The sequence below is a fragment of the Gemmatimonadota bacterium genome (genome assembly GCA_009835325.1).
Classification (GTDB): Bacteria; JAAXHH01; JAAXHH01; order JAAXHH01; family JAAXHH01; genus JAAXHH01.
In genome coordinates, this window is record VXWP01000030.1 from 1 (window position 1) to 22060 (window position 22060).

The window sequence follows — 22060 nt, forward strand, 5'->3', positions numbered from 1 at the left end:
CGTCGTTCAGCGCCGTCGTCTCCACCTCTTCGGTGGCGTAGAGTTTCTTGAGATGTTGTGTCGTTATCATCACATGCCCCCTTTGCGGTTTATCGTTGTACGCTGCACACATACTAGTTCATTACCAGCCGTTCCATGTCGCCGAAGTTGTCATACATGGAGGTGATGACCTGCTCGCCCTCTTCGAGCCCTTCCAGCACTTCGAAGTACTGGCTGTTCTGCCGGCCGAGCCGGATCTGCCGCCGCACGGCGACCTCGCCCGTGGGATCCAGCACGTAGATCCAGCGTCCGCCCGTCTTCTGGTAGAACCCGCCCCGGGGCACCTGCAGGGCGTCGGCCAGTTCCCCCAGGGCTACGCGAATCTGGAGCGTCTGCCCGCGGCGCAGGCCGTCCGGCATCCCTCCGGGAAACTCCATGTCCGCCTCGAACTGGCCGTCGATCACCTCGGGATACACCCGTCGGATCACTAGTTCGTAGGTCCCCCCGGCGAAATCGAAGGACCCCGCCTGGCCGATTCCGATGCGGGCGATGTAGTGCTCATCGATCGCGGTACGCACCTTGAAACTGCCCTCCACATCGATCTGGCCGAGCCTTTCGCCGCGGGCTTTCGATTCCCCGACCTCGGCCGCGAGGGAGGAGAGCAGCCCCTTGATAGGCGCGCGTAGCGTCAGGTTCTCCTCATTCTCCTTCACCATGTCCAGGTTCAGTTGCAGCCGGTCGATGGATTCCTCTAGTTGCTGGATCTGCACCGCCTGGAAGAGCGAATCCTGGCGAAGCGTCTCCACTGTGACGGCCCGCTTGCGCGTTAGATATTCGAGATTGTCACTGGCCTCTTCGTACTCCTGCCGTGAGGCCAGATCCGCTTCCAGCAACGCGGCCTGCCGCGCGTGTTCCCGCTCCGCCTGCTGGAGATTGTAGTCCAGCTCCACCAGTTGTGACCGCATCTCCAGTCGCCGTTGTTCCATCGTAACCCGCGTCTGCCTGAGCTGGTTCGCTTCGCGGAAAAGCTCGGCTTCCCGCTGCATGACGTTGAGCTGCAGGTTTGCGTTGGATAGCCGCAGAATCGGCGTGCCTTCCTCGACATGCGCACCCTGCTCCACGTAGACCTCTTCCACGCGACCGCCTTCGACCGCGTCCAGGTAGATCGTCGTAAGCGGCATCACCGCGCCCTGCTCGACGATGTACTCCAGAAAGGGACCGTAGGTGATCGGGGCCGTGGTCAGCTTGCCCGCGTCGACATTCAATGCGGATGAGTCGATGGCCGAAAGCTCGTACGCCGCGAATGCGAGGATCAGCACGGCCAAGCCGCCGAGTGCCATCCTGCGCGGCGTAAATCGCTTCCTCTCGATCCTGCGATCCATCGTGCCGTGCTGTTCCTTGGGCTCCTCCGCCGTGAACATCTCCACCAGCCCCTTCGGTTTCCCACCGTGCTGCGTTGACTTTTCCATAATGTCCTCCTCATCATGACTGCGATTTTCGCCTTGTGTTACCGGCATGATAGCCGGAATGAGGATTCGGTTCCATAGGGTGATTCCTACTTATCCCCTGAGTACTTCAACCGGGTTCGTCTCTGCCGCTTTCACGGTCTGGAATCCCACGGTAAACCAGGTAACCAGCATCACGACGACGCCGGCGAAGATGAACGTCAACGGACTTGGTTCGATGCGATAGGCGAAGTCGCGCAGCCACACATCCGCCATGTAGTAGATCAAAGGGATGCCGACAACCCACGCGATGAGGACGTACAGCGTGAATTCCCGGTACAGGAGGACAACGACCTGGCCGACCGTGGCCCCCATCACTTTACGAACGCCTATCTCTCTGATGCGGCGCTGGACCATGAAGGCGGACAGGCCCAGGAGCCCGAGGCAGGCGATCAGAATCGATACGGTAGATCCTGCCGTGAAAACGGTCCGGAGGATGTGATCGTCTTCATAAAGCCCGGCTACCTTGTCTGTCATTAACGCGAACTCCGGCTCCGGAAGATCGGGGTAGACCTGGTTCCATTGGTCCCTCAGGATGCGGAGCGCGTTTGCCTCGTTACCGCTGTCGATCTTGACTACAATAGAACCGTATTGACCCCCGTATTGCGCCAAAGCGATCCTCATGGGATGAATCCCCTGACGTAACGATTCCACGTTGAAATCCCGTACGACGCCAATCACCTCGCACCGCACCCACTCATTGTCTAACTTGTCCGGCCCTAAAAGTTCCGTACCGACGGGATCTTGCAGACCCAGGACGCGGACCGCCGTCTCATTGATCAGGCACGCATCGGCGTCCGTAGACTTCTCCCGAGCGTAAAATCGCCCTTCAACCAACTCAAGCCCCAGTACATCGGAGAATTCGTAATCTGCACTGAAACGTTGAAAAGGGGTTAGCTGGTCATCCGGAACGCCCTCCAGCTTTACTCCACCGATGGAAAACGCCTCTCCAAAGATCGTGGACGACCGTCCCATTGCCAGGATTTCGGGATGTCTGAGCGAGTTATTTCTGAATACCTCATAGCCGCGCTCCGGCAGATCGATGATGACGACGCCACCTTGCTCAAACCCCAGGTCTTCGCTCATTATGTAGTCAAGCTGATCCGAGATCGTCCACGTGCCGATGATCAGGACGACTGAGACGGTAAACTGAAACACGATGAGTATTCTGCGGAAGATCGCGCCAGTGGTCCCGGATACAGACGAGCCCCGCAACACGGCTGTCGGCAGGAAGGAAGAAATGACGAACGCGGGATAGGTACCCGCGAGCATCCCGACGAGCAGGACCACACCCGCGAGCATCAGCATCGTGTCCGTCGTGAATTCCAGGATGATGTGCTGGTTGAACAGATTGTTGATAGAGGGCAGCAGCGCCTGAAGCAACACGATGGACAGTCCCAGGGCGAACAAAGTCAACAACACCGATTCGCCCATGTATTGCAGCATGGCGTGAGCCCGCGTGCCGCCCAGCACCTTTCGCATACCCACTTCACTCGCACGACTCATCGACCTGGCTGTCGTCAGATTGACGAAGTTGGCACAGGCGAGCACCAGTATGAAGGCCGCCAGAAGGAAGGCGACATAGACGGTGCGGATATCCCCGGTGCCGCCTCCTTGCATCAAATCGTAGGTGTACAGGTGTATTTCACCGACAGGCCGGAGATAGGGATTCGCTTCGGCGCCGAAAGCCCGCAGTCGATCTCCGAGGTATCTTTCGATGAAATCGGGCAATTGCTCGTCCAGTTCCAAGGCGGAATACCCTTCTCGCAAGAGGAGGTAGGTATAGACGGTGTAATTGAGACCTTGATCCTGCATGTTGGCGGGCTCGCCCCAACCCAATGACTCGAGCGTGACGTAGGAGATCAGGAAATCGAAGTGCACGTGAGAATTCTCCGGAAGGTCGTACACGACGCCCGACACAGTCAGCGGCAGCGTGTTGCCTTTCCCCAGGTCCAGGGTGATCGGAGAACCCGTGGGATCCGTCTCGCCAAAGCATGTATTCGCCATGGATTCCGAAAGGACGACCGTATGAGGTCTGGTCAGGGCCGTGGCGGGCGTGCCTCTGGCCAGGGGCACGGTGAAGACGTCGAACAGGGTCGAATCGGCAAAGAAAGACGCCTTGCCGCGTACCGACCTGTTTTCAAGCTGTACCAACTGCTGTTCAGACAACGGCCGCAGCCTGGTCAAGTTTTCTATGGACGGGTAGTCGGCAAGTAACACGGGGCCCCAGGCCGATGGCGTTGTGCCGGTCTTGTTCTCGGTGCCGCCAAAAAAGATACTGCCTTCAATCCGGTACATGCGGTCTTGCTTCAAATTGTAATCGTCATAACTGGTTTCGTACCGAATGTAGAGCAGCATCAGGATGCATCCCGCCAGGCCAAGGGTGAGACCGATTACGTTGACCAGAGAATACCCCTTGTGTTTCAAAAGATTCCGTATGGCTGTCGTAATGTAGTTGCGTATCATGTCACACCTCCGTACCTCAGGTTTATGTCACGAATTCAGTCTCTTCAAAGCTGGACTCACTCCCCCCTCGGCCCCGTCACGTCCCGGCGGAGGAAGAGCCAGAACGCGGCCGCACCGGTCACGACGGTGTAGGCGAACATGACGAGGAGTGGATTAAGGTACAAATCAACAAAGGAGGCAAAGACGCTTGCGCCTTCATTTGCGGGCAGCACGAAATCGATCTGCGAGACCATCATGACGTTGGGCGCGAGCATGTAGTCGCCGACGTTCGGACTGAACAGCGCGATGAGAGGGTTGACGGTTAGAATCTCAAATAAGAGATGCACCAGCGTGATCGAAACGCCAGCCGTCCCCGAGCTCGTCAACACCGTAAAGAACAGGGACACCACGATGTATGGAAGCAGTATGCAGATCACCTTGCCGAATAACACCGCCGCGGACGACCACTGGCCGGCATCCGCGGTGATCAGGTCTTCACCGGTCAGGAGCGCCGCCACCAGGCTGCTGACCACGACCACAAGGGACAAGATGAGCAACCCGGCGCCTGACGTCAGCGCTATCGACAGCGCCTTCGCGCCCAGGAACTCCCAGCGCCTCACGCCTCTACTCATTACCGGCCGAAAGGTTCCCAGAGTGTATTCCCTTCCGAAAAAGGACGCGGCCAGGATGATGACCAGGACGAGCACGGTATCCTTAACGGATTTCAAACCGTTGGCCAGACTGCCCGGAAGGATGCAGTGATTCGCGAAACGTTGCCTTCCGGTTTCAAACTGGTCTCGGATTTCGGGACACCGCTCCCGGAGAGTTTCCACTTCCTGCCGGGCCTGTTCCCGGAACTCGTCTGGAACGTCCGTCAGAAGGGAATCAACCGTCCCATCCTCGATGTCGTCACAGGAAACCCGGATGACCGACTCCTCTTCGCCCGCATTCGCCGGTACCGAGACGACGACGTACTGATCGGCAGGGGCGGAATCATACATCGTGGTGTAGGCGACCCAGAAATAGATTTGGTTGAGCATGACAAGCACGGCCAGGATTATCCAGGGCATCCGTAGCCGCCGGAGTTTGAACAACTCCCATCGCGTGAGGTGCAGTATTCGGCGTATCATGAGTCCTCCCCTTCACTGCTGCCCGTGACTTTGAAGTAGTATTGCTCCAGGGACATCTGCTCCGCTGACATCTCGGCGACGTAGACGTCCGAGCGGCCGAGGGCTGCAGTCAGTTCCGGCGATCGTTCCGTGGGGACCGCAACCAGGATTTTTCCGTCCTCCACGGTGATCTCCCCGACCCACTCCAGAGCGGACAGTATTTCCATCGCTTTTTCGTTATCGGTGGTACGAACGCGAAGCTGATTCGCGGCCAGCGAGTGGACCAGGTCGTCGAGTCGGCCCTGGACGACGAGTCTGCCCCGTGAAAGGATGGCGACGCTGTCGCACACCTGCTCGACTTCGTGCAACAGGTGGCTCGACAGGAGCACGGTACGGCCTCCGGTCCCGAGGCTTCGGATCAACTCCCTGATTTCGGCCATGCCTTCCGGGTCCATGCCGTTGGTGGGCTCGTCCAAAAACAGGATTTCGGGGTCGCCGAGAAGGACGCACGCCAGTCCCAGCCGCTGCTTCATACCCTGGGAGTAGGTGCGGAAGCGGTCGTTCGCGCGACCGCCGAGCCCCACCTTTTCAAGCAGTTCGCTCAATTCTTCGCGGTTGCTCTTCCCGGATATGCCCTGGAAGTAGGCGAGGTTGTCTCGGCCGGACAGGTCGGGATAGAAACAGGGGGTCTCCACGATGGCGCCAGTGCGGCGCAGGGCTTCCCGGTGGGAGATGCCGGCGTCCAGCAGCCTGAAACGGCCCGAGGTAGGCTTCACGAGTCCGAGCAGCATACCCATGGTGGTCGTCTTGCCCGAACCGTTGGGACCAAGCAGTCCGAAGATCTGACCGCGCGGCACCGTCAGCGAGAGCCCGTCCACGGCTACGATGCGGCCGTAGTGTTTGGTGAGGGATTCGGTCCGTATGGCGAAGTTGTTGGAATTCATCTGATCCGCCTCCTTCACAAGTTGGTCTGAAGCATCTACCCATAAAGGAACGGAAAGCCGGACCGGATTTCTATAGGGTGTATCCCTATTTCGCGGGTTTTTTAACCGGAATCGAAGAAAAACTTGATGCCGGTCTTGGACGGGGTGGTGCGTCTGCTTTAAACGAACGTGCTCATTCTTCCAGATTTATCAGACCAAGTTTGATGGCCGATCGGATCAGATCGGGGAGACTGTGCGTGTTTAGTTTCGCCATCAGATTGATGCGATGGTTTTGCACGGTTTTTGCACTAATTCGCATGGTTTCAGCAATCTGCCGATTGGATCGTCCCGATGCGATCAGTCGAAGGACTTCGTGCTCACGGGGAGTCAGCCGGGGCGGCGTACCCTGGGGGTTCTCCCAATACTGGTCATCGGCATGATCCATGGCCCGGGATTGGTACGTGACGCCCCTGCAGACTGTACGTATCGCTTTGACCAACTCTTCGCCGGCTGATTTCTTTAGCACGTAGCCCCGGGCGCCGTTGTCCAGCGCTTTCCGGATCAGTTCGGGATCCGAATGCATCGACATCATGACCACCTGGATCTCGGAAAACGACGCGCGTATCCTCCTTGTCGCTTCTATACCGCCGATACCGGGCATCTCGACGTCCATCACGATGACGTCTGTCCGAACTCGATGCACAACATCCATCACGTCCCGGCCGTCCGTAGCCTCGGCGACTACTTGAATATCGGGTTCCTTCGAGAGCAGATCCCGAAGGCCATGCCGAATCAGGTGATGATCGTCTGCTATGATCACTCGTATCATGTGTGTTCCGTGATTCGTCCTGCCGTCCCAATGTTGGCTTCAGATTAATCCGACTCTTGCTCAATTTTAACACTGAAAAAGAGAAAATTCCATAGGGTGTTTCCCTATGTTCCGTATTTTCGGACGGTCTTAGGGGGTTGAAGAAGGTGATAGAGGTGGACTGCGGCCAACCGGATCACTACCGTTCGGGGAAAGACAACGGCTCATTCATCCAGGAAGGCGAGACGGTGCTTGAGCGCTACGAGTATGAGATCCGGCAGGCTGTGGACTTCCAGCTTTTTCATCAGGATCGCACGGTGTTTTTCCACGGTCTTGGCGCTGATGCTCAGGACCTCCGCGGCGGCCTGGTTGGTATGTCCCTCGACGATGAGCTGAAGTATCTCCCGTTCGCGGGATGTAAGCTGCTCCAGAACGGTAGATGACTCATTCGTCGATTCCGTCTGCAGGAATCCCGATAGCACCGTTTGGGCAATCGAAGGAGAAAGATAGATTTCGCCCTTGTTGGCGGACCGGACAGCGATCAGGAGTTCCTCCACGACGGAGTTCTTGAGGAGATACCCGCTGGCCCCGCATCGGAGTGCCTGGCGAACCACGTCCTCTTCCGAATGTATGGATAGTATGACGACGCGGGTATCGACGGATAGCGTCTGAATCCGCCGCGTGGTCTCGATACCGTTCAGCAACGGCATGGCGATATCCAACATGGCTACATCCGGTCTCTTCCGTTGTACAAGGTCCAGTGTCTCGTGACCATCGGCCGCTTCGCCGACAACTTCCATGTCCTCGGCCTTTTCGATCAGCGATACGATGCTTTGACGGACCAGTTGGTGATCGTCGGCTATAACGATCCTGATCATTTCTCCTCCAGAGGAATGGTAGCGACCAGACGGGCTCCCGCGCCTGGTTTCGAGTGCACCTTCATACGGCCGTTCAGCGATTCGAGGCGTTCCTGCATATCGATCAAACCGATTCCTGTTTCATTCTGATCGGAAAGTGTATCTGCAAGATCAAAGCCCTGGCCGTTATCCTGTATTGATAGTTGCACCACTTCACCATTGCGTTTCAAGCTTACATCAACGTGAGAGGCTTGTCCGTGTTTGGCACAGTTCGTCAGCCCTTCCTGCAGTATACGATACAGGCAGATATCGAGTGGATTCGAGATCGCTGTAGTATCCATGCCAACGTATGAGACCGGTATCTGAGTTTGTTGCGTGAAACGCTTGCAAAGTCCTTCCAATGCTGAATTCAGCCCGACTGTATCCAGTGTCGGAGGACGAAGATTATGGGAGATCGCACGTAGTTTCTCCAGCGTATCGTCGGCCAGTACTACAGCGTCATTCAGCCGTGCTGCAGTGTGATCGGTATTCCCGGACAACTCGTTCCGGGTTATCTCCAGGCTCATTTTCAGCGCCGTAAGCGCCTGTCCGGTATCATCATGGAGATCCCGCGCCAGCCGACGTCTTTCAGATTCCTGAATGTTGATGAGTCGGTTGGAAAGTCTCTTGAGGCGTTGTGTCTGCATTCTCAGCGATGTATTTGCCTTTATGTTTTTCAGCACCATCTCCAACTCGGCAGCCAGTACCAGTAACTGTTCTTTTTCTTCGCCGGTAAAGGGCTCTTCCGAGACTTTGGCTCCAATTGCGATACAACCTTGAGTATGCAATTCACCACGTAGTAAGATGATGAGTTCGTAACCGAGATCTGAAACCCGATTCCGGACATAAGGGTCTTCAGACTCGACTAATGGTCGTTCTGGAGACATCAGCTTCAACAACGCTTCGATTTGGCCAATTGACGCACTGAAGAAGGCTTGGTCTTTTTTGGGCTCACTGTTGAACTTCTTGTTTACGTCGTACCAGGCAACCGATATCGACTTCCGAGGTCCATCGTTGAGGTAGATTGCTACATATGAGATGTCCAGCACCTCGAGCAGTTCACTTCCTGTACCATTAAGAAGGGCGTTTCGATCCTGAAAATGCGTTAACTCGCGTCTGAGCCTGAAGAGTCGCTGCCGGTTCTCGATTTCATCACGAAACAGGTATCGGTCTATAAACCGGATGACGGCTGGTTTTGCCAGGGTCCAGCCTCCGACGAGTATCAGGATGAATCCCGCGGTAACAACCATAATCAACAGGTCGGAGACTTCTACACCAGTAGCCGCGAACGTTATCGTTTCATAGATAATCAGGAGCAACCCGAGACTCAGCAGGAGATTCACACCCTGGTTGGATATAAATTGCCGAAGGCTTTTTCCGACGATGAACCTGAGGCCGAATACCCGGTGAGCCAGCACTGAATATGCAAAGGAGAGCGGCAAAATGCACTTCAACCCGACGAGGACAACATGATCGAGCAACCAGACGAGCAACGGAAATATGGCACCTTGCAGCGGTACCATAACCCATGTGACCATGAGTGTGCCTGGTTGAGTTATGGTCCAAACCGGTGCTAAAACGAAGGCTGACACAAATCCGACGTTGATGAACTGCAGGCGCGTGTACTGCTGTCGACGCGCGACGGATCGTTGGGCGAGAAGCAGGCAGGCCGCTATTAAAACAACAAGAACGGGTAACGCAGGGACTGGAACGGATTCAACCAGAGAGATGATGGTTTGTATCGAATCACTGTTCCAGCCATTGGTCAGACTTAGAAGATAGATAATTCGAAGGACGATCCAGGCGAAGAACGGTATCAGAATCCACGACGCCCGTTTTCGCATCCATGATCCGAGTTCGGTTTCGGTTGGGAATACGGTCAGGATGCTGAACAGGAGCCAGAACTCAAGGAAGTAAGCCAGGGTAATGACGAATATACTGAGTGATAATATCCAATCAGGCCAACCGGCGATCATGGGATGGAATGCAGGCGACACGGAGAGCGCTGTCGCGAGAAAGAGCAAGGCGCATTGAAAAGCGGTTTTATTGCCTGGACGCCTGAACCCCATCCACGTTCCGAAGACCAGCAGGACCATTGGAAAGATCAGATAGGGACCTCGCTGGAACCAGGTCATCGCGCCTGCGCTCAGTACGAGTTCCTCCTGATTGACCTCGACGGCGTACCGTACATGTTCTGTGGCCTCAAGCGTGAGGATACCGTTTTGCATATTGCCGTCGCGAAGCCAGGCGAGATTGAATTGGTCACCGGGCTTGCTCCGCAAACGCGCCTGGAAATAGGCTTCCGGACGTGTCCTGAGATCCGTCCCATCGATGGAGATCACCAAATCGCCCGGTCGCAATCCGGCTCTGTCCGCAGGGCTGTCCGCGTCTACTTGCGTGACTTTAATACCGCCGTCCTCGCGTATGCGAACGAGATGGAACCACGTGCCCTCCTGCAGATTGTTCACCGCGCTTTTCGTCAGTCCCTTCGTCTGTATCATTTCATTTCCGAAGAACTGGATGCCCGGCGACCAGTGCTCGATCTGTGTAAACCGGACCAGCGTCCACACGACCAGACCCATCTGTGCGCATAGCGCAACGACAAGCGTGCTGAGCAAAAAGTAACGCAGTCCGATTGTTTTTAGAGGTTTCAACGGTAGGCTACATGGATGAGTAGGCAACGGACAAACGAGATGCCGCAAACCGGAATCTTCGTATCCTGCCATATTTCAATGCAATGGTGTAATTACATACATAGTCGACCAGCGGGTTGATGTCAACTATGGGTGATGGGATCAGTCTGGCGCAATGGCCTAAAACCTTGACACCTGAAGCCGGATCGCAACATATTAGAGTTTTCCCTGAAAGTTGACGGTCGTACAGACGATCTTACTGAAAAAAGCGTAATACTAAGGAAAGCGCAGTCCCGAAGAGGAGGGGTGTTCGTGAAGGAATATAACATCGAAAAAATCAGAAACATTTGCCTCGCGGGCCACGGGGGGAGCGGCAAGACCTCCCTGGCGGAAGCCATGCTCTTCAACACCGGCGCCACGAACCGGCTCGGTAGCGTGGACGACGGCAACACGGTTTCGGACTACCGCGAGGAAGAGATCGAACACCGCATTTCCATGAACCTGACGCCGCTGTACTGCGAGTGGAACGACCACGACCTCCATATTCTCGACACCCCGGGTTATTCCGATTTCACCAGCGAAGTGCACTGCGCGATGCGCGTCACCGACAACGTGGCCATCGTGGTCAAGGCCATCGAAGGCATCGAGGTGGAGACGGAGCGCGCCTGGGAATACGCGGATCAGTACGGCCTGCCCCGCATGGTGGTGGTCAATCTCCTGGACAAGGAACACGCCGACTTCTACGACGCGCTGGGCCGCCTGCAGGAACGCTTCGGCACGCAGGCCGTTCCTGTCCAGATTCCGATTGGAGAGGCCGATGGATTCTCGGGTGTCGTCGACCTGGTCGCCATGAAGGCGGTGACGTTCGTGGGCGGCGACGGCAAGGGCAAGCGCTCCGAGATCCCCGGAGACCTCGCCGACCAGGCGGAGGAACACCGGGAAAAATTGGTAGAAACCGTGGCGGAATCCGACGACGAACTGCTGGAGGTCTACTTCGAAGAAGGCGCGTTGACCGATGAGCAGCTCCTCGAAGGGTTGCGCAAGGGGGTGAAGGACGGCGCCATCTTCCCCGTGCTGGCGACGTGCGCCTCTGCAAACATCGGCGTCTCCGGCGTGATGGACGCGGCGGCCGCGTACATGGCTTCTCCGGCGGACCGTCCGGCGGTGTCGGCAACCCCATCGAGCGGCGGCGAGGAAGTCGCGCTGGACCCGGATCCGTCCGGCCCGCTGGCCGCGCTGGTGTTCAAGACGGTCTCCGAGGCCCATATCGGGGAACTGACCTACTTCCGGGTTTTTTCCGGAGAAATCAAGCACGGCGGCGACGTGTACAATTCAACGAAGAACACGTCGGAACGGTTCGGCCAGATCTACCACACCAACGGTCACGCCCGCAATGAACTGAACGTCATCCGCGCCGGCGAGATCGGGGCCACCGTGAAACTGAAGGACACCCACACCGGCGACTCCCTGGGTACGCGGCAGAAGTCCTTCGGCCTGGAATGGGTGGACTTCGCCGAGCCCGTGGCGAACGTGGCCATCCTGCCGAAGAGCAAAGACGACGAGGAGAAGATCAGTACCGGCCTTTCCCGGCTTCACGAAGAGGATCCCTCCTTCACCTTCCGGTACAATTCCGAGATCAAGCAGCTGATCCTGGCCGGGGCCGGTGAAATGCACCTTGACCTCATCGTAGAGCGCCTGAGCCGCCGTTTCGGCGTGGAAGTCGAGATGGTGCAGCCGCGCATCCCTTACCGGGAAGCGATCAAGGGCAAGTCCGAGGCCCAGGGCCGGTTCAAGCGGCAGAGTGGCGGTCGCGGCCAGTTCGGCGACGTCTGGTTGCGCGTGGAACCCAGGCAGCGCGGTGAAGGGTACGAATTCGACAACGGCATCGTCGGCGGCGCGGTCCCCAGCCGGTTCATTCCGGCCGTGGACAAGGGCATCCAGGAAGCCATGGTGGAGGGCGTGGTCGCCAAGTATCCGGTGGTTGACCTGAAGGCCACGCTGTACGACGGCTCCTTCCACACCGTCGATTCGTCCGAAATGGCCTTCAAAGTCGCCGCGTCCATGGGGTTCAAGAAGGCCTTCTTGGAAGCCCGTCCCGTCCTGCTCGAACCGATCTACGAAGTGGATGTGGTCGTCCCCGAAGACTACATGGGCGACGTAATGGGCGATCTTTCCAGCCGGCGTGGCCGCATCCTGGGCATGTCGCCCCGGGGGAGTAACCAGGTGGTCCGGGCGGAAGTGCCCCTGGCCGAACTGTATCGGTACTCCACCGTGCTGCGGTCCATCACGCACGGTCGCGGAAGCCATGCGCGGAAATTCGTCCGCTACGAGGAAATGCCCAGGGAAATCGAAACCAAGGTCATCGAAGAGTCCAAGGCCCTGGAAGAGGAATAGCGGCGGCGTAGTAAGCGCGGCGGGAAGGTCTCGGCACGAACATGTGCCGCGAGTCGCCGGACCGACGCACGAAAGTCTGAATAAATGGATCCTTTACTTAAAGTAGATAACCTTTCGACCCACTTCCTCACCCGCGGCGGTGCGGTGCGTGCCGTGGACGACGTCAGTTTCGAGGTGGCGGAAGGCGAAACGGTGGGCATCGTGGGGGAAAGCGGTTGCGGCAAGAGCGCCACGGTGCTTTCCATCATGCGGCTCATCCCGAGCCCCCCGGGCCGCATCGTCAGCGGCAACATCCTTTTCCGGCCCGGCGCCGACGAACCCGCGGTCGACCTGCGCACCATTCCCGAATCCGAAATGCAGGAGATCCGGGGCAATATCGTCTCCATGGTGTTCCAGGACCCCATGACGTCGCTCAACCCGGTGCTGACCATAGGGTGGCAGCTGCGGGAACCGCTACAGCTTCATCTCGGCCTCGACAAGAAGCAGGCCACGGATCGCAGCATCGAACTGCTGCAGATGGTCAACATCCCGAGTCCGGAGCAGCGCCTGAACGACTACCCCCACCAGTTCAGCGGGGGGATGCGGCAGCGCGTCATGATCGCCATGGCCATCGCGTGCAACCCGAAGCTGCTCATCGCCGACGAGCCGACCACGGCGCTGGACGTCACCATACAGGCGCAGATCCTGGAACTGATGATGAAGCTCCAGGAAGAACTGAACATGTCCGTCGTCATCATCACCCACGACCTCGGCGTGGTGGGCGAGGTGTGCGACCGGGTGATCGTCATGTACGCCGGCCGGATCATCGAATCGGGGCCGGTGGACACGCTGCTCGACGATCCGAAGCACCCCTATACCCACGGGCTGCTGCAGTCCGTGCCCAAGCTGGGTCCCACGGTGAAGGAACGCATGGAACCCATCGACGGCGTGCCACCGAACCTGATCCAGCTGCCGCCCGGCTGCCGGTTCGCGCCCCGGTGTCCGAGCCGTTTCGACCGGTGCGAGGAAGATCCGGCGCTGAAGGACGTGGCCTCGGAGCACGACTGCGCCTGCTGGCTGTATTAAACCCTGGAGGACGCGTTGAACGAGCCTCTGCTGCAACTGGACAACGTAGTCAAGCACTTCGAACTGGAAGAAGGGATGGGCCGCAAGGAGGAAGGCGGCACCGTCCGGGCCCTGGACGGCGTCTCCTTTTCCATCAATCGCGGCGAGACCTTCGGCCTGGTGGGCGAGAGCGGCTGCGGGAAGTCCACCCTGGGACTGACCGTGTTGCAACTGTACCGCCCCACGGCGGGGAAGGTCTTCTTCGAAGGCAACGACCTGGCGGACATGTCCGAGGATGACCTGAAGCCCATTCGCAAGCGGCTCCAGATGATCTTCCAGGACCCCTACGCCTCGCTGGACCCGCGCATGACGGTGGGGAACATTGTTCAGGAACCCCTCGACATCCATCGTGTGGGCAACCGGCAGGAACGCAGGACGAGGCTGGTCAGTCTCCTCGAGATGGTGGGACTGGGCGAGGCCTACGTGGACCGTTATCCCCACGAGTTCAGCGGCGGCCAGCGGCAGCGGATCGGCATCGCCCGGGCCATCGCGCTGAACCCGAGCCTGATCATCTGCGACGAGCCGGTTTCCGCCCTTGACGTGTCCATCCAGGTCCAGATCCTGAACCTGCTCCAGGACCTGCAGAGCGAGCTGAACCTGACCTATCTGTTCATCGCCCACAACCTGGCCGTCGTCGCCCACATCAGCGACCGCATCGGGGTCATGTACCTCGGCAAGCTCATCGAGGCGGGCCGGACCGACGAGGTGACGGACAACCCCCAGCACCCCTACACGCAGAGCCTGCTTTCCGCCGTACCGGAAATCAGCAAGCGGCGTCAGAAGCAGCGCATTCAGCTCACGGGCGACGTCCCCAGTCCGGTCAACCCGCCCTCCGGCTGTCGTTTTCATCCCCGCTGCCCCATCGCGAAGGCCGACTGCGCCGAGCACGAGCCGGAACTCAAACAGAACGACAGCGGCCATTGGGTGGCCTGCCATTACGCCTGAGGCGCCGCGCATACCTGAGGCGCCGCGCATACCTGAGGCGCCGCGCCCGCACAACTAATCCGAACATGTCCTCTTCCTCTCCTTCCGGCGCGCCTTCACGGCCGCGGTACGACGTCATTACCTTCGGCGAGACGATGATCCGGTTCTCGCCCGTGGACGGCGAGATGCTGGAACAGGCCGATTATCTGCGGGCCGACGCGGCGGGCACGGAATCCAACATGGCGGCGGCCCTGGCGCGGATGGGCGCCGGCGTAGCCTGGGTCTCCGTCCTCCCCGCCCATCCCGCTGGCCGGTGGATCGCCTCCAGACTGGCCCAGCACGGGGTGGACACGTCCCACGTGGCGTGGCAAGGCGACCAGGACGAGCCGTCGGGTGGACAGACCGAGCAGGGCGATCAGGCCGGGCAGTCCACGCGGCCCAGTCGGCCCAAGCGGACCGGCGTATTCTTTCTCGAGCCTGGTTCGCCGCCGAGAGGCAGCCGGGTTGTCTACGACCGTGCCGGGTCCGCGGCGACCGGCATGACGCCCACGGTGGTGGAACAGGCGCTCCGTTCCGGCGCCCGGATCGTGCATACGTCCGGCATCACGGCTTCCCTGAGTGCTGATTGCCGCGAGACGGTCGCCCGGGTCCTGGGCAACCGCGCGGAGGGTGGTTACCGGACCTCATTCGACGTCAACTACCGTGCCAAGCTGTGGTCGCCCGAGGAGGCCCGCGCCGTCCTGGAAACGATGCTGGGCGAGGTCGACATACTCGTATCGACGTCCGACGACGCGGCGTTGATCTTCGGGTTGGACGGAAAACCGGAGGAAACCGTCGAAGCCCTCCACGGGCGGTTCGGGAACGAGATCGTGGTGTTGACGCTGTCCGAGGGCGGGGCCGTGGGCTGGTCCGCGGAGACCGGCTTTCTATATACGCAGCCCTACGTGGTGGAACCGGTCGATCGGCTCGGCGCCGGCGATGCATTCGATGCCGGCCTGCTGTACGGCCTGCTGCGCGAAGATCTCGCGAACGGGCTGTCATACGGCACCGCGCTGTCCGCGCTGTGCCTGTCGGAACGGGGCGACATGACGTGGTCCACGCTGGAGGAAGTGAAGCGGTTGGCCCGTCCGGTCCGTACCGTCCGGTCCGCCCAATCTGCCCAATCCGCATCGTCCGCACCATCGGGGCCGTCCGCATCGCCCACACCGTCCACTCGGACCGCGGGATCATGAAGACGAAGGCCAGGTTCACCGTAGGCATTCATACCCGCCGGGCGCCGGACGAACAGGACCGGCCCTTCGGTCCGCCCACGGGGTTTTTCGAAGAGTGCTGCGAGGCGGCCGCCGCTTTGGACCTGCGTGCGGTCGTGTTCGACGCAGCGGACGTGGATGACGCGCAAGGGACGGTGTCTCCGGCCACGGTCGTGGACGGCCAGTGGGTCGAATGCGGCCCCGAGCCGTGGCCGGCGGTCATCTACGACCGGGCGCCCGTGCTGGATCCCGCCGGTTCTCCCGCCGCGGACCGCGCGCGAGGGCTGTTCGACCGGGCGGGCATACCCTTCGTGAATCCCGGGTCTTTCGTTCGGCTGGCGGTGGACAAACTGGAGATGCACCGGCGCCTGGCGGGCGCAGGCGTCGCCTTACCTCATACCGAAATCCTCGATGCCTACGCGCTGCGGGCGTTCCTGACGCGATACGATCACGTATACGTCAAGCCCAGGGTCGGCTCACTTGGAACGGGCGTCATGGAAATCGTCCGGTCCGCGGAGGGACGCCAGGTCATCAGGACGCTGGACGCAACTTTTGAGACACGTGGCGCAGGGCCGGCCATGGACCGGATCATGGCGCTGACCGCCGGAACCCGCGGGGAACCCATGGGTTGCCTGGTACAACAGGGGATATCGGCAGAACCGCCGAGCGAAAGGCATTTTCCGAGGTTTGACCTTCGGCTGCTCATGCAGAAGGACGGGCAGGCTCGGTGGGACCTTACCGGCCTGGCGGCCCGCATCGGGCAGACCAACGGCCCCACGACCAACCTGAGCAACGGTGCCCGTTCCGAGGAGGCCGAACCCGTCCTCGACACGGTGTACGGTCGGCCCATGAGGAAGGAGATCCTGCGCCGCGCCGAAGAGGCGTCTTTCACGGCCTGCCGCCTGCTGGACGCGGAACTCGGACCCATCGGAGAGGTGGGCCTCGACATCGTGCCGGACGCGGCCGGGCTGCCGTGGATCATCGAAGTCAACGCCCGCCCCGGCCGGAACGTGTTCAGGCGCATCGCCCGCAGCGAGGACGTCCCCGCTTCGGCCCGCCAGCGGTACGGCGCGATACGCCGCAGGTCGGTGGCCCGTCCCTTCGAGTACGCAAGGTCCCTGGCCGGAATCGGAACGACCGCATGAACTATAAAGAGGCGCTGGACTATCTGTACGGATTCGTGGACTTCGAACAGCGGCCGGGCGCCGCCCCTGTTCGCATGGACCTGTCGGGCATAAGCGCCCTGACGAAAGCCCTGGGCCAACCCGAAGGGCAGTGGAATTCGGTGCACGTGGCCGGCACCAAGGGGAAGGGATCCACCGCCGCCATGATCGCGGCGATCGTGCGCGAATGCGGTTACCGCGTGGGCCTGTACACCTCGCCCCACCTCGTCTCCCTGCGCGAACGCATACAGATCGACGGCGAGCCCATTTCCGAACCGGATTTCGCCGAACTCACGGAACGCGCTCGCCCGGCGATTGAAGGAACCGGGCCGCGGTGGAAGGACATGGGGTCTTTTTTTGATGTACTCACCGCCCTGGCCTTTGTGTATTTTAGGGAACGCCGGGTGGACCTGGCCGTGGTCGAATGCGGACTGGGCGGACGGTTGGATTCGACCAACGTGATCCGGCCGCAGGTCTGTGCGATTACGCCTATCGGCCTCGACCACACGGACCGGCTCGGCGAGACGATCGCGGAAATCGCCCGCGAGAAAGCCGGGATCGTGAAGGAGGGCGTCTGCACCGTTTCGGCCGCCCAGCTTCCGGAAGCATCCGAAGCGATTCAGGAAGCCTGCCGGCGCCATGGGAGTGCCCTGGTGCAGGTGGGCGTCGACGTGCGTTACGCGCTCAAGGAAGCGGCGATCGGCCGGCAGGTGATCGACATTGAGGCCGCGGGCCGGACGTATGAAGATCTCGCGCTGCCGCTCTCCGGGTCGTATCAGGCCGCCAACGCGGCCATGGCGGTGGGGGTGGCACAGGCGCTGTCTGAAGGGGGCATGGAGATCACGGACCGGGGCGTGCGCCGCGGCCTGGCCTCGGTGCGGCTGCCCGGACGCATGCAGGTCCTGCAGGACCGGCCCTGGGTGGTGCTGGACGGCGCCCACAACGTGCTGGCTGCCGAAAGCCTGACCGACAGCCTGCGCGGCCTGTTTCCGGCCCGGCGCGTCATCGTCGTGCTTTCCGCACACCGTGACAAGAACGTAGACGATCTGTGCGCGGTCATCGCGCGCTACGCCGACGAGATTATCGTCCCCGAGCGGCGCGTGCTGCGGAAAAGGCAGGCGGATCCCGGGGACGTGGCCGCAGCCTGCATGCGTGCCGGAACGCAGGCGCGGACAGCGCCGTCGGTAGCGGCGGCTCTCTCCGAATCGATGGGCAGGGCGGGACCCGACGACCTGGTCCTGGTGACGGGATGCTTCGCGCTGGCGGGAGAGGCCCTGGAAGTACTGAACGAACTGGAACCCGAAGAAACGGCAAGTCGTTGAAAAACAATCGCGAAACCGTTGAAGAGAAACGCGGGGCCGCAAAAATATGCGCGAATCGGTTGAAGTGAATCGCGTAGCTGTTCAGGTGGTAAATTCCGGAGGGCGGAAGCCAATGAGCAAGGTCAATCAGACATGGGGAATCGCTTGGGTCCGGCCAGAAATGTGGCTGGCATCTTGCACCCTCAGTCTTTTCCTCATCGGGACGGGCTCGGCTATCGCGCAGACGACCGCCGATCCGCCGGCCGGGACAGAAGCTCCGGGTGCTGCGGAAGTTCCCGAAAACACGACCGGCGCGGAGATCCGGCCTGGAGCGCCCACCCCGCAAGCCGCGCCGCCGGACACCTCCCTGACGCCCGAACAGCGCCGGCAAGCCGCGGTGCAGCAGTTTCTGACCACTATCGCCCTTACGAAGAACAACCTCGGCGCTGTGTATTTCGAGCAGGGGCTGTACGACAGCGCCCAGGTCCATCTCGAACACGCCCTGGAGATCGCGCCGGGTTTCGCCGCCGCCTACCTCACGATGGGACTGGTACACCACGCCAGGGGGGATTCGGCCGCCGCGCTGGATGCGTTCATCAAGACCGTAGAGGGCGATACGCTCAGCGTCGCGCGCATGAGCACCGTACCGCCCGATACCGTCTATGCCTGGGCTCGAAGCCAGTACGACCGGATGATGGTGGGGATACCGAACCTGGCCGCGGCCCATACCGACATGGCGATCGCGTACAACCAGGGCGGGTACCTCAACGAAGCGGTCCACCACTACCTGCAGGCGATCGAGAACGATTCCTCTTACGTCGACGCCTACACGAATCTCGGCAAGGTCTATTCCGATACCGAGGAATACGAGCAGTCGGCCGAGGCCTACGAGAAAGTGCTCACCCTGTCGCCCCCGGAGGATCAGCTGCCCAGGATCCATCTCAATCTCGGCGTCGCCTACATGGGCCTGGAGCGCGTCGACGACGCGATCGCGGAATGGGAACGGGCCGCCGCGCTCGCTCCTGGCTACATGGACGCCTACATGAACCTGGGGACCGCCTACCAGAGCAAGAACATGCCGGACAGCACGCGGGCCGTCTGGGAAAGGGCTCTGGAGGTCGGAGGTCAGTCAGTCGTGCCCCGCGTGGCGCTTGCCCGCCTGGCCTTCGCCGAAGGCCGCCTTCCCGATGCCCTGCGTTACTACGGGGAGATCCTCGACCTGGGCGCGAGAGACCCGCGTATTTCCGCGGAAATCGCCCTGGTACACGAGCGGATGGAAGACTTCGACCAGGCGATCACAAACTATGAACAGGCCCTTGAGCTTGTGCCGGATAACGCGCAGCTGAAAGCCGCGTTGAACCGGGTCCGGCGGATCGTGGAGGAGCGGACGAAGGCCATCGAATCCAACAAGATCCGCGTCCGCCAGATCGTCGTCGCCACGCGGGAGGCCGCGGACGCCGTGATGGACCGGTTGACGGCCGGCGCCGATTTCGCCGAATTAGCCCGGGAGACCTCCATCGATTCGAGCCGGGACTCCGGGGGCGACCTCGGTTTCTTCGGTCCGGGCGAAATGATCCCGGAATTCGAGCAGGCCGCAATGGGGCTGGAGGTCGGCGAGCTCAGCGGGGTCGTTCAGACGCCCATGGGCTTTCACATCATCAAGCGGATCGAGTAAATGGAGCAGGTCGTCATCATCGGCGGGGGTCCGGCGGGTTATACGGCAGCCCTTTACGCGGCCCGGGCGAACCTGTCTCCCGTCGTGCTGACGGGCAGCACGATCGGTGGGCAGCTGTCGCTCACCAGCGAGATCGAGAACTTCCCCGGATTCCCCGAAAGCCTGGGCGGCATGGACCTCATGGACCGCATGAGGCAGCAGGCCGAACGTTTCGGCGCCGAGATGAAGTACGAGGAAGTCACCTCCGTAGCCTTCGAACCGGGGGCGCACCGGATCACGACGGACCGCAGCGAGTACACGGCAAAGGCCATAGTGATCAGTACCGGTTCGTCACCCCGCCTGCTCGGTGTGCCGGGCGAGGAAAGGTTCTTCGGACGGGGCGTCTCCACCTGCGCGACTTGCGACGGCGCCTTCTACCGGGACCGGAAAGTCGCCGTGGTCGGTGGCGGCGACAGCGCCATGGAGGAGGGGCTCTTTCTGACGCGCTTCGCGAGCCATGTCTGGATCATACACCGCCGCCACGAGCTGAGGGCAAGCCGGATCATGCAGGAGCGGGTCCTGAAACATCCGCAGATCGAATTGCTGTGGGGATCCGTGGTCGACGAGGTGCTGGGTGACGAAACCACCGGCGTGACCGGCGTGCGAGTGCGGGAACTGGAATCGGACCGGGTCCGGGAACTGGACGCCGAGGGCCTCTTCATCGCCATCGGTCACACGCCCAATACCGATCTATTCAGGGACAAGCTCGAAGTGGACGAGCAGGGCTACATCCTGACGGACCGGAGGCAGCACACCAGCGTGCCCGGCGTGTTCGCGGGCGGGGACGTGCAGGACCACGTATACCGCCAGGCCGTCACCGCGGCGGGCACGGGATGCGCCGCCGCCATGGAAGCCGAGAAATACATCGCTGAGAACGCGGACTAGGCCGTTCGGGCGTCGTGCTTCACCACGTCCAGGTTCGGGTCGCCTATGGTCACCTTGGAATGGGGCGGTACCGGTTCCGTCAGCCATACGCTGGCCCCGATCACCGAGTCGTGCCCGATCGTCGTTTCGCCGCCCAGGATCGTCGCACCGGCGTAGATGACCACGTCGTCCTCGATGGTGGGGTGGCGCTTGCCGCCCTTGACGAGCCGGCCGCCCTCATCCTTCCGGAAACTCAGCGCACCGAGCGTCACGCCCTGGTAGAGTTTCACGTTATTGCCGATCAGTGCCGTTTCCCCGATGACGACGCCCGTTCCGTGGTCGATGAAGAAACGGGTGCCGATGGTCGCGCCCGGGTGGATGTCGATGCCCGTGCGGCTGTGGGCGTGCTCGGACATGATCCGCGGGATGAGCGGCGTATTCCTCAAGTACAGTTCATGGGCGATCCGGTAGGTGGCGACGGCTTCCATGCACGGGTAGCTGAGAATGATCTCGTCGTGGCTCTTCGCCGCGGGATCTCCGTCGTAGGCGGCTTCCACGTCGCCCATGAGCAACTTCCTGATATCGGGAACGGCCTCCAGCAGTTCGAGCGCGATCCGGTCGGCGATCTCCTCGCAGGCCACGGGATCCTTACCCTTGCACTGCGCATCGTGCATGAGGCTCCGGGTCACTTCCTCTCTCAGGCGGATGTAGATGGTGTCCACCAGTCCGTCCACGTAGAAGGCCACGTTCTTCGTTACGAGAGGTTCGGCGCCGAAGTAGCCGGGAAAGCAGAGCGCCAGCAGGTCCTTCAGGATTCCGTAGACCCTTTCCCTGGAAGGCAGGTTCTTGCCGTCGATACGGTTCAGGCCGCCGAGCGCGTCGTAGGACTGCACGATCCGGGAGGAAATGGCGCCGATCTGGCTGCGTGTTTCGGACATGGTCATATTGACGTTCGGCACCAGCTTCTCTTCCGTGGTCTTATTGCGTCGTGATTCTCTCATGGTGCTCCAAACCGGTTATCGTCTGACGTTTTCCAAAGGTGTCCTGG

Annotated in this window: 16 protein-coding genes; 8 read left to right on the plus strand and 8 right to left on the minus strand. The window is 60.6% G+C overall.

From position 1 onward, the window contains the following. Positions 1-113 precede the first annotated feature (113 nt). The 7 genes from F4Z81_03145 to F4Z81_03175 form a co-directional block, all read right to left on the minus strand. Positions 114-1496, minus strand: coding sequence for an HlyD family efflux transporter periplasmic adaptor subunit (locus F4Z81_03145; GenBank protein ID MXW04046.1), 1383 nt, complete (start codon positions 1494-1496; stop codon positions 114-116). Positions 1497-1538: 42 nt separating this feature from the next. Then, on the minus strand, positions 1539-3950 hold the full coding sequence (locus tag F4Z81_03150) for an FtsX-like permease family protein (GenBank protein MXW04047.1): 2412 nt from the start codon (positions 3948-3950) through the stop codon (positions 1539-1541). A gap of 56 nt (positions 3951-4006) precedes the next feature. Continuing rightward, positions 4007-5059 carry an ABC transporter permease gene (locus F4Z81_03155; protein MXW04048.1) on the minus strand — a complete coding sequence of 351 codons (1053 nt, stop codon included), beginning with the start codon at positions 5057-5059 and terminating at the stop codon, positions 4007-4009. Further along, the gene (locus F4Z81_03160; GenBank protein MXW04049.1) at positions 5056-5982 is read right to left on the minus strand and encodes an ABC transporter ATP-binding protein; all 927 of its coding nucleotides are present in this window, start codon (positions 5980-5982) and stop codon (positions 5056-5058) included. Before F4Z81_03160 ends, F4Z81_03155 begins: the two co-directional genes overlap by 4 nt. Before the next feature lie 172 nt (positions 5983-6154). After that, positions 6155-6790, minus strand: coding sequence for a response regulator transcription factor (locus tag F4Z81_03165; GenBank protein ID MXW04050.1), 636 nt, complete (start codon positions 6788-6790; stop codon positions 6155-6157). Between the two features lie 203 nt (positions 6791-6993). Beyond that, a complete protein-coding gene (locus tag F4Z81_03170) occupies positions 6994-7647 on the minus strand; it encodes a response regulator transcription factor (protein MXW04051.1) in 654 nt (217 codons plus the stop codon). Then, entirely contained in the window at positions 7644-10391 is a 2748-nt protein-coding gene (locus tag F4Z81_03175; protein MXW04052.1) for a PDZ domain-containing protein, read from the minus strand. Before F4Z81_03175 ends, F4Z81_03170 begins: the two co-directional genes overlap by 4 nt. 219 nt (positions 10392-10610) lie before the next feature. Between F4Z81_03175 and fusA the strand changes: the two genes are divergently transcribed. The 8 genes from fusA (at position 10611) to trxB (ending at position 21033) form a co-directional block, all read left to right on the plus strand. Continuing rightward, on the plus strand, positions 10611-12692 hold the full coding sequence (fusA, locus tag F4Z81_03180) for an elongation factor G (GenBank protein MXW04053.1): 2082 nt from the start codon (positions 10611-10613) through the stop codon (positions 12690-12692). Positions 12693-12776: 84 nt separating this feature from the next. Then, the gene (locus tag F4Z81_03185) at positions 12777-13757 is read left to right on the plus strand and encodes an ABC transporter ATP-binding protein (GenBank protein ID MXW04054.1); all 981 of its coding nucleotides are present in this window, start codon (positions 12777-12779) and stop codon (positions 13755-13757) included. A 15-nt stretch (positions 13758-13772) separates the two neighbouring features. Next, positions 13773-14741: a dipeptide ABC transporter ATP-binding protein gene (locus F4Z81_03190; GenBank protein MXW04055.1), complete on the plus strand. Its 969-nt coding sequence runs from the start codon at positions 13773-13775 to the stop codon at positions 14739-14741. A 65-nt stretch (positions 14742-14806) separates the two neighbouring features. Next, a complete protein-coding gene (locus tag F4Z81_03195) occupies positions 14807-15952 on the plus strand; it encodes a sugar kinase (GenBank protein ID MXW04056.1) in 1146 nt (381 codons plus the stop codon). Further along, on the plus strand, positions 15949-17115 hold the full coding sequence (locus F4Z81_03200; protein ID MXW04057.1) for a YheC/YheD family protein: 1167 nt from the start codon (positions 15949-15951) through the stop codon (positions 17113-17115). Before F4Z81_03195 ends, F4Z81_03200 begins: the two co-directional genes overlap by 4 nt. Then, positions 17112-18455, plus strand: a complete 1344-nt coding sequence (locus F4Z81_03205; protein MXW04058.1) for a bifunctional folylpolyglutamate synthase/dihydrofolate synthase — start codon at positions 17112-17114, stop codon at positions 18453-18455. Before F4Z81_03200 ends, F4Z81_03205 begins: the two co-directional genes overlap by 4 nt. 46 nt (positions 18456-18501) lie before the next feature. Beyond that, positions 18502-20109, plus strand: coding sequence for a tetratricopeptide repeat protein (locus F4Z81_03210; protein MXW04059.1), 1608 nt, complete (start codon positions 18502-18504; stop codon positions 20107-20109). Further along, entirely contained in the window at positions 20110-21033 is a 924-nt protein-coding gene (trxB, locus tag F4Z81_03215; GenBank protein MXW04060.1) for a thioredoxin-disulfide reductase, read from the plus strand. Here trxB and F4Z81_03220 read toward each other — a convergent pair. Beyond that, a complete protein-coding gene (locus F4Z81_03220; protein MXW04061.1) occupies positions 21030-21905 on the minus strand; it encodes a serine acetyltransferase in 876 nt (291 codons plus the stop codon). The genes trxB and F4Z81_03220 overlap by 4 nt on opposite strands. Positions 21906-22060: the final 155 nt, after the last annotated feature.

What these genes read in the sequence shown, in the direction of transcription:
- F4Z81_03145 (MXW04046.1), bottom strand. Translation starts at nt 1,496, where the DNA reads ATGCCGGTAACACAAGGCGAAAATCGCAGTCATGATGAGGAGGACATT.
- F4Z81_03150 (MXW04047.1), bottom strand. Translation starts at nt 3,950, where the DNA reads ATGATACGCAACTACATTACGACAGCCATACGGAATCTTTTGAAACAC.
- F4Z81_03155 (MXW04048.1), bottom strand. Translation starts at nt 5,059, where the DNA reads ATGATACGCCGAATACTGCACCTCACGCGATGGGAGTTGTTCAAACTC.
- F4Z81_03160 (MXW04049.1), bottom strand. Translation starts at nt 5,982, where the DNA reads ATGAATTCCAACAACTTCGCCATACGGACCGAATCCCTCACCAAACAC.
- F4Z81_03165 (MXW04050.1), bottom strand. Translation starts at nt 6,790, where the DNA reads ATGATACGAGTGATCATAGCAGACGATCATCACCTGATTCGGCATGGC.
- F4Z81_03170 (MXW04051.1), bottom strand. Translation starts at nt 7,647, where the DNA reads ATGATCAGGATCGTTATAGCCGACGATCACCAACTGGTCCGTCAAAGC.
- F4Z81_03175 (MXW04052.1), bottom strand. Translation starts at nt 10,391, where the DNA reads ATGGCAGGATACGAAGATTCCGGTTTGCGGCATCTCGTTTGTCCGTTG.
- F4Z81_03185 (MXW04054.1), top strand. Translation starts at nt 12,777, where the DNA reads ATGGATCCTTTACTTAAAGTAGATAACCTTTCGACCCACTTCCTCACC.
- F4Z81_03195 (MXW04056.1), top strand. Translation starts at nt 14,807, where the DNA reads ATGTCCTCTTCCTCTCCTTCCGGCGCGCCTTCACGGCCGCGGTACGAC.
- F4Z81_03200 (MXW04057.1), top strand. Translation starts at nt 15,949, where the DNA reads ATGAAGACGAAGGCCAGGTTCACCGTAGGCATTCATACCCGCCGGGCG.
- F4Z81_03205 (MXW04058.1), top strand. Translation starts at nt 17,112, where the DNA reads ATGAACTATAAAGAGGCGCTGGACTATCTGTACGGATTCGTGGACTTC.
- F4Z81_03210 (MXW04059.1), top strand. Translation starts at nt 18,502, where the DNA reads ATGCGCGAATCGGTTGAAGTGAATCGCGTAGCTGTTCAGGTGGTAAAT.
- trxB (MXW04060.1), top strand. Translation starts at nt 20,110, where the DNA reads ATGGAGCAGGTCGTCATCATCGGCGGGGGTCCGGCGGGTTATACGGCA.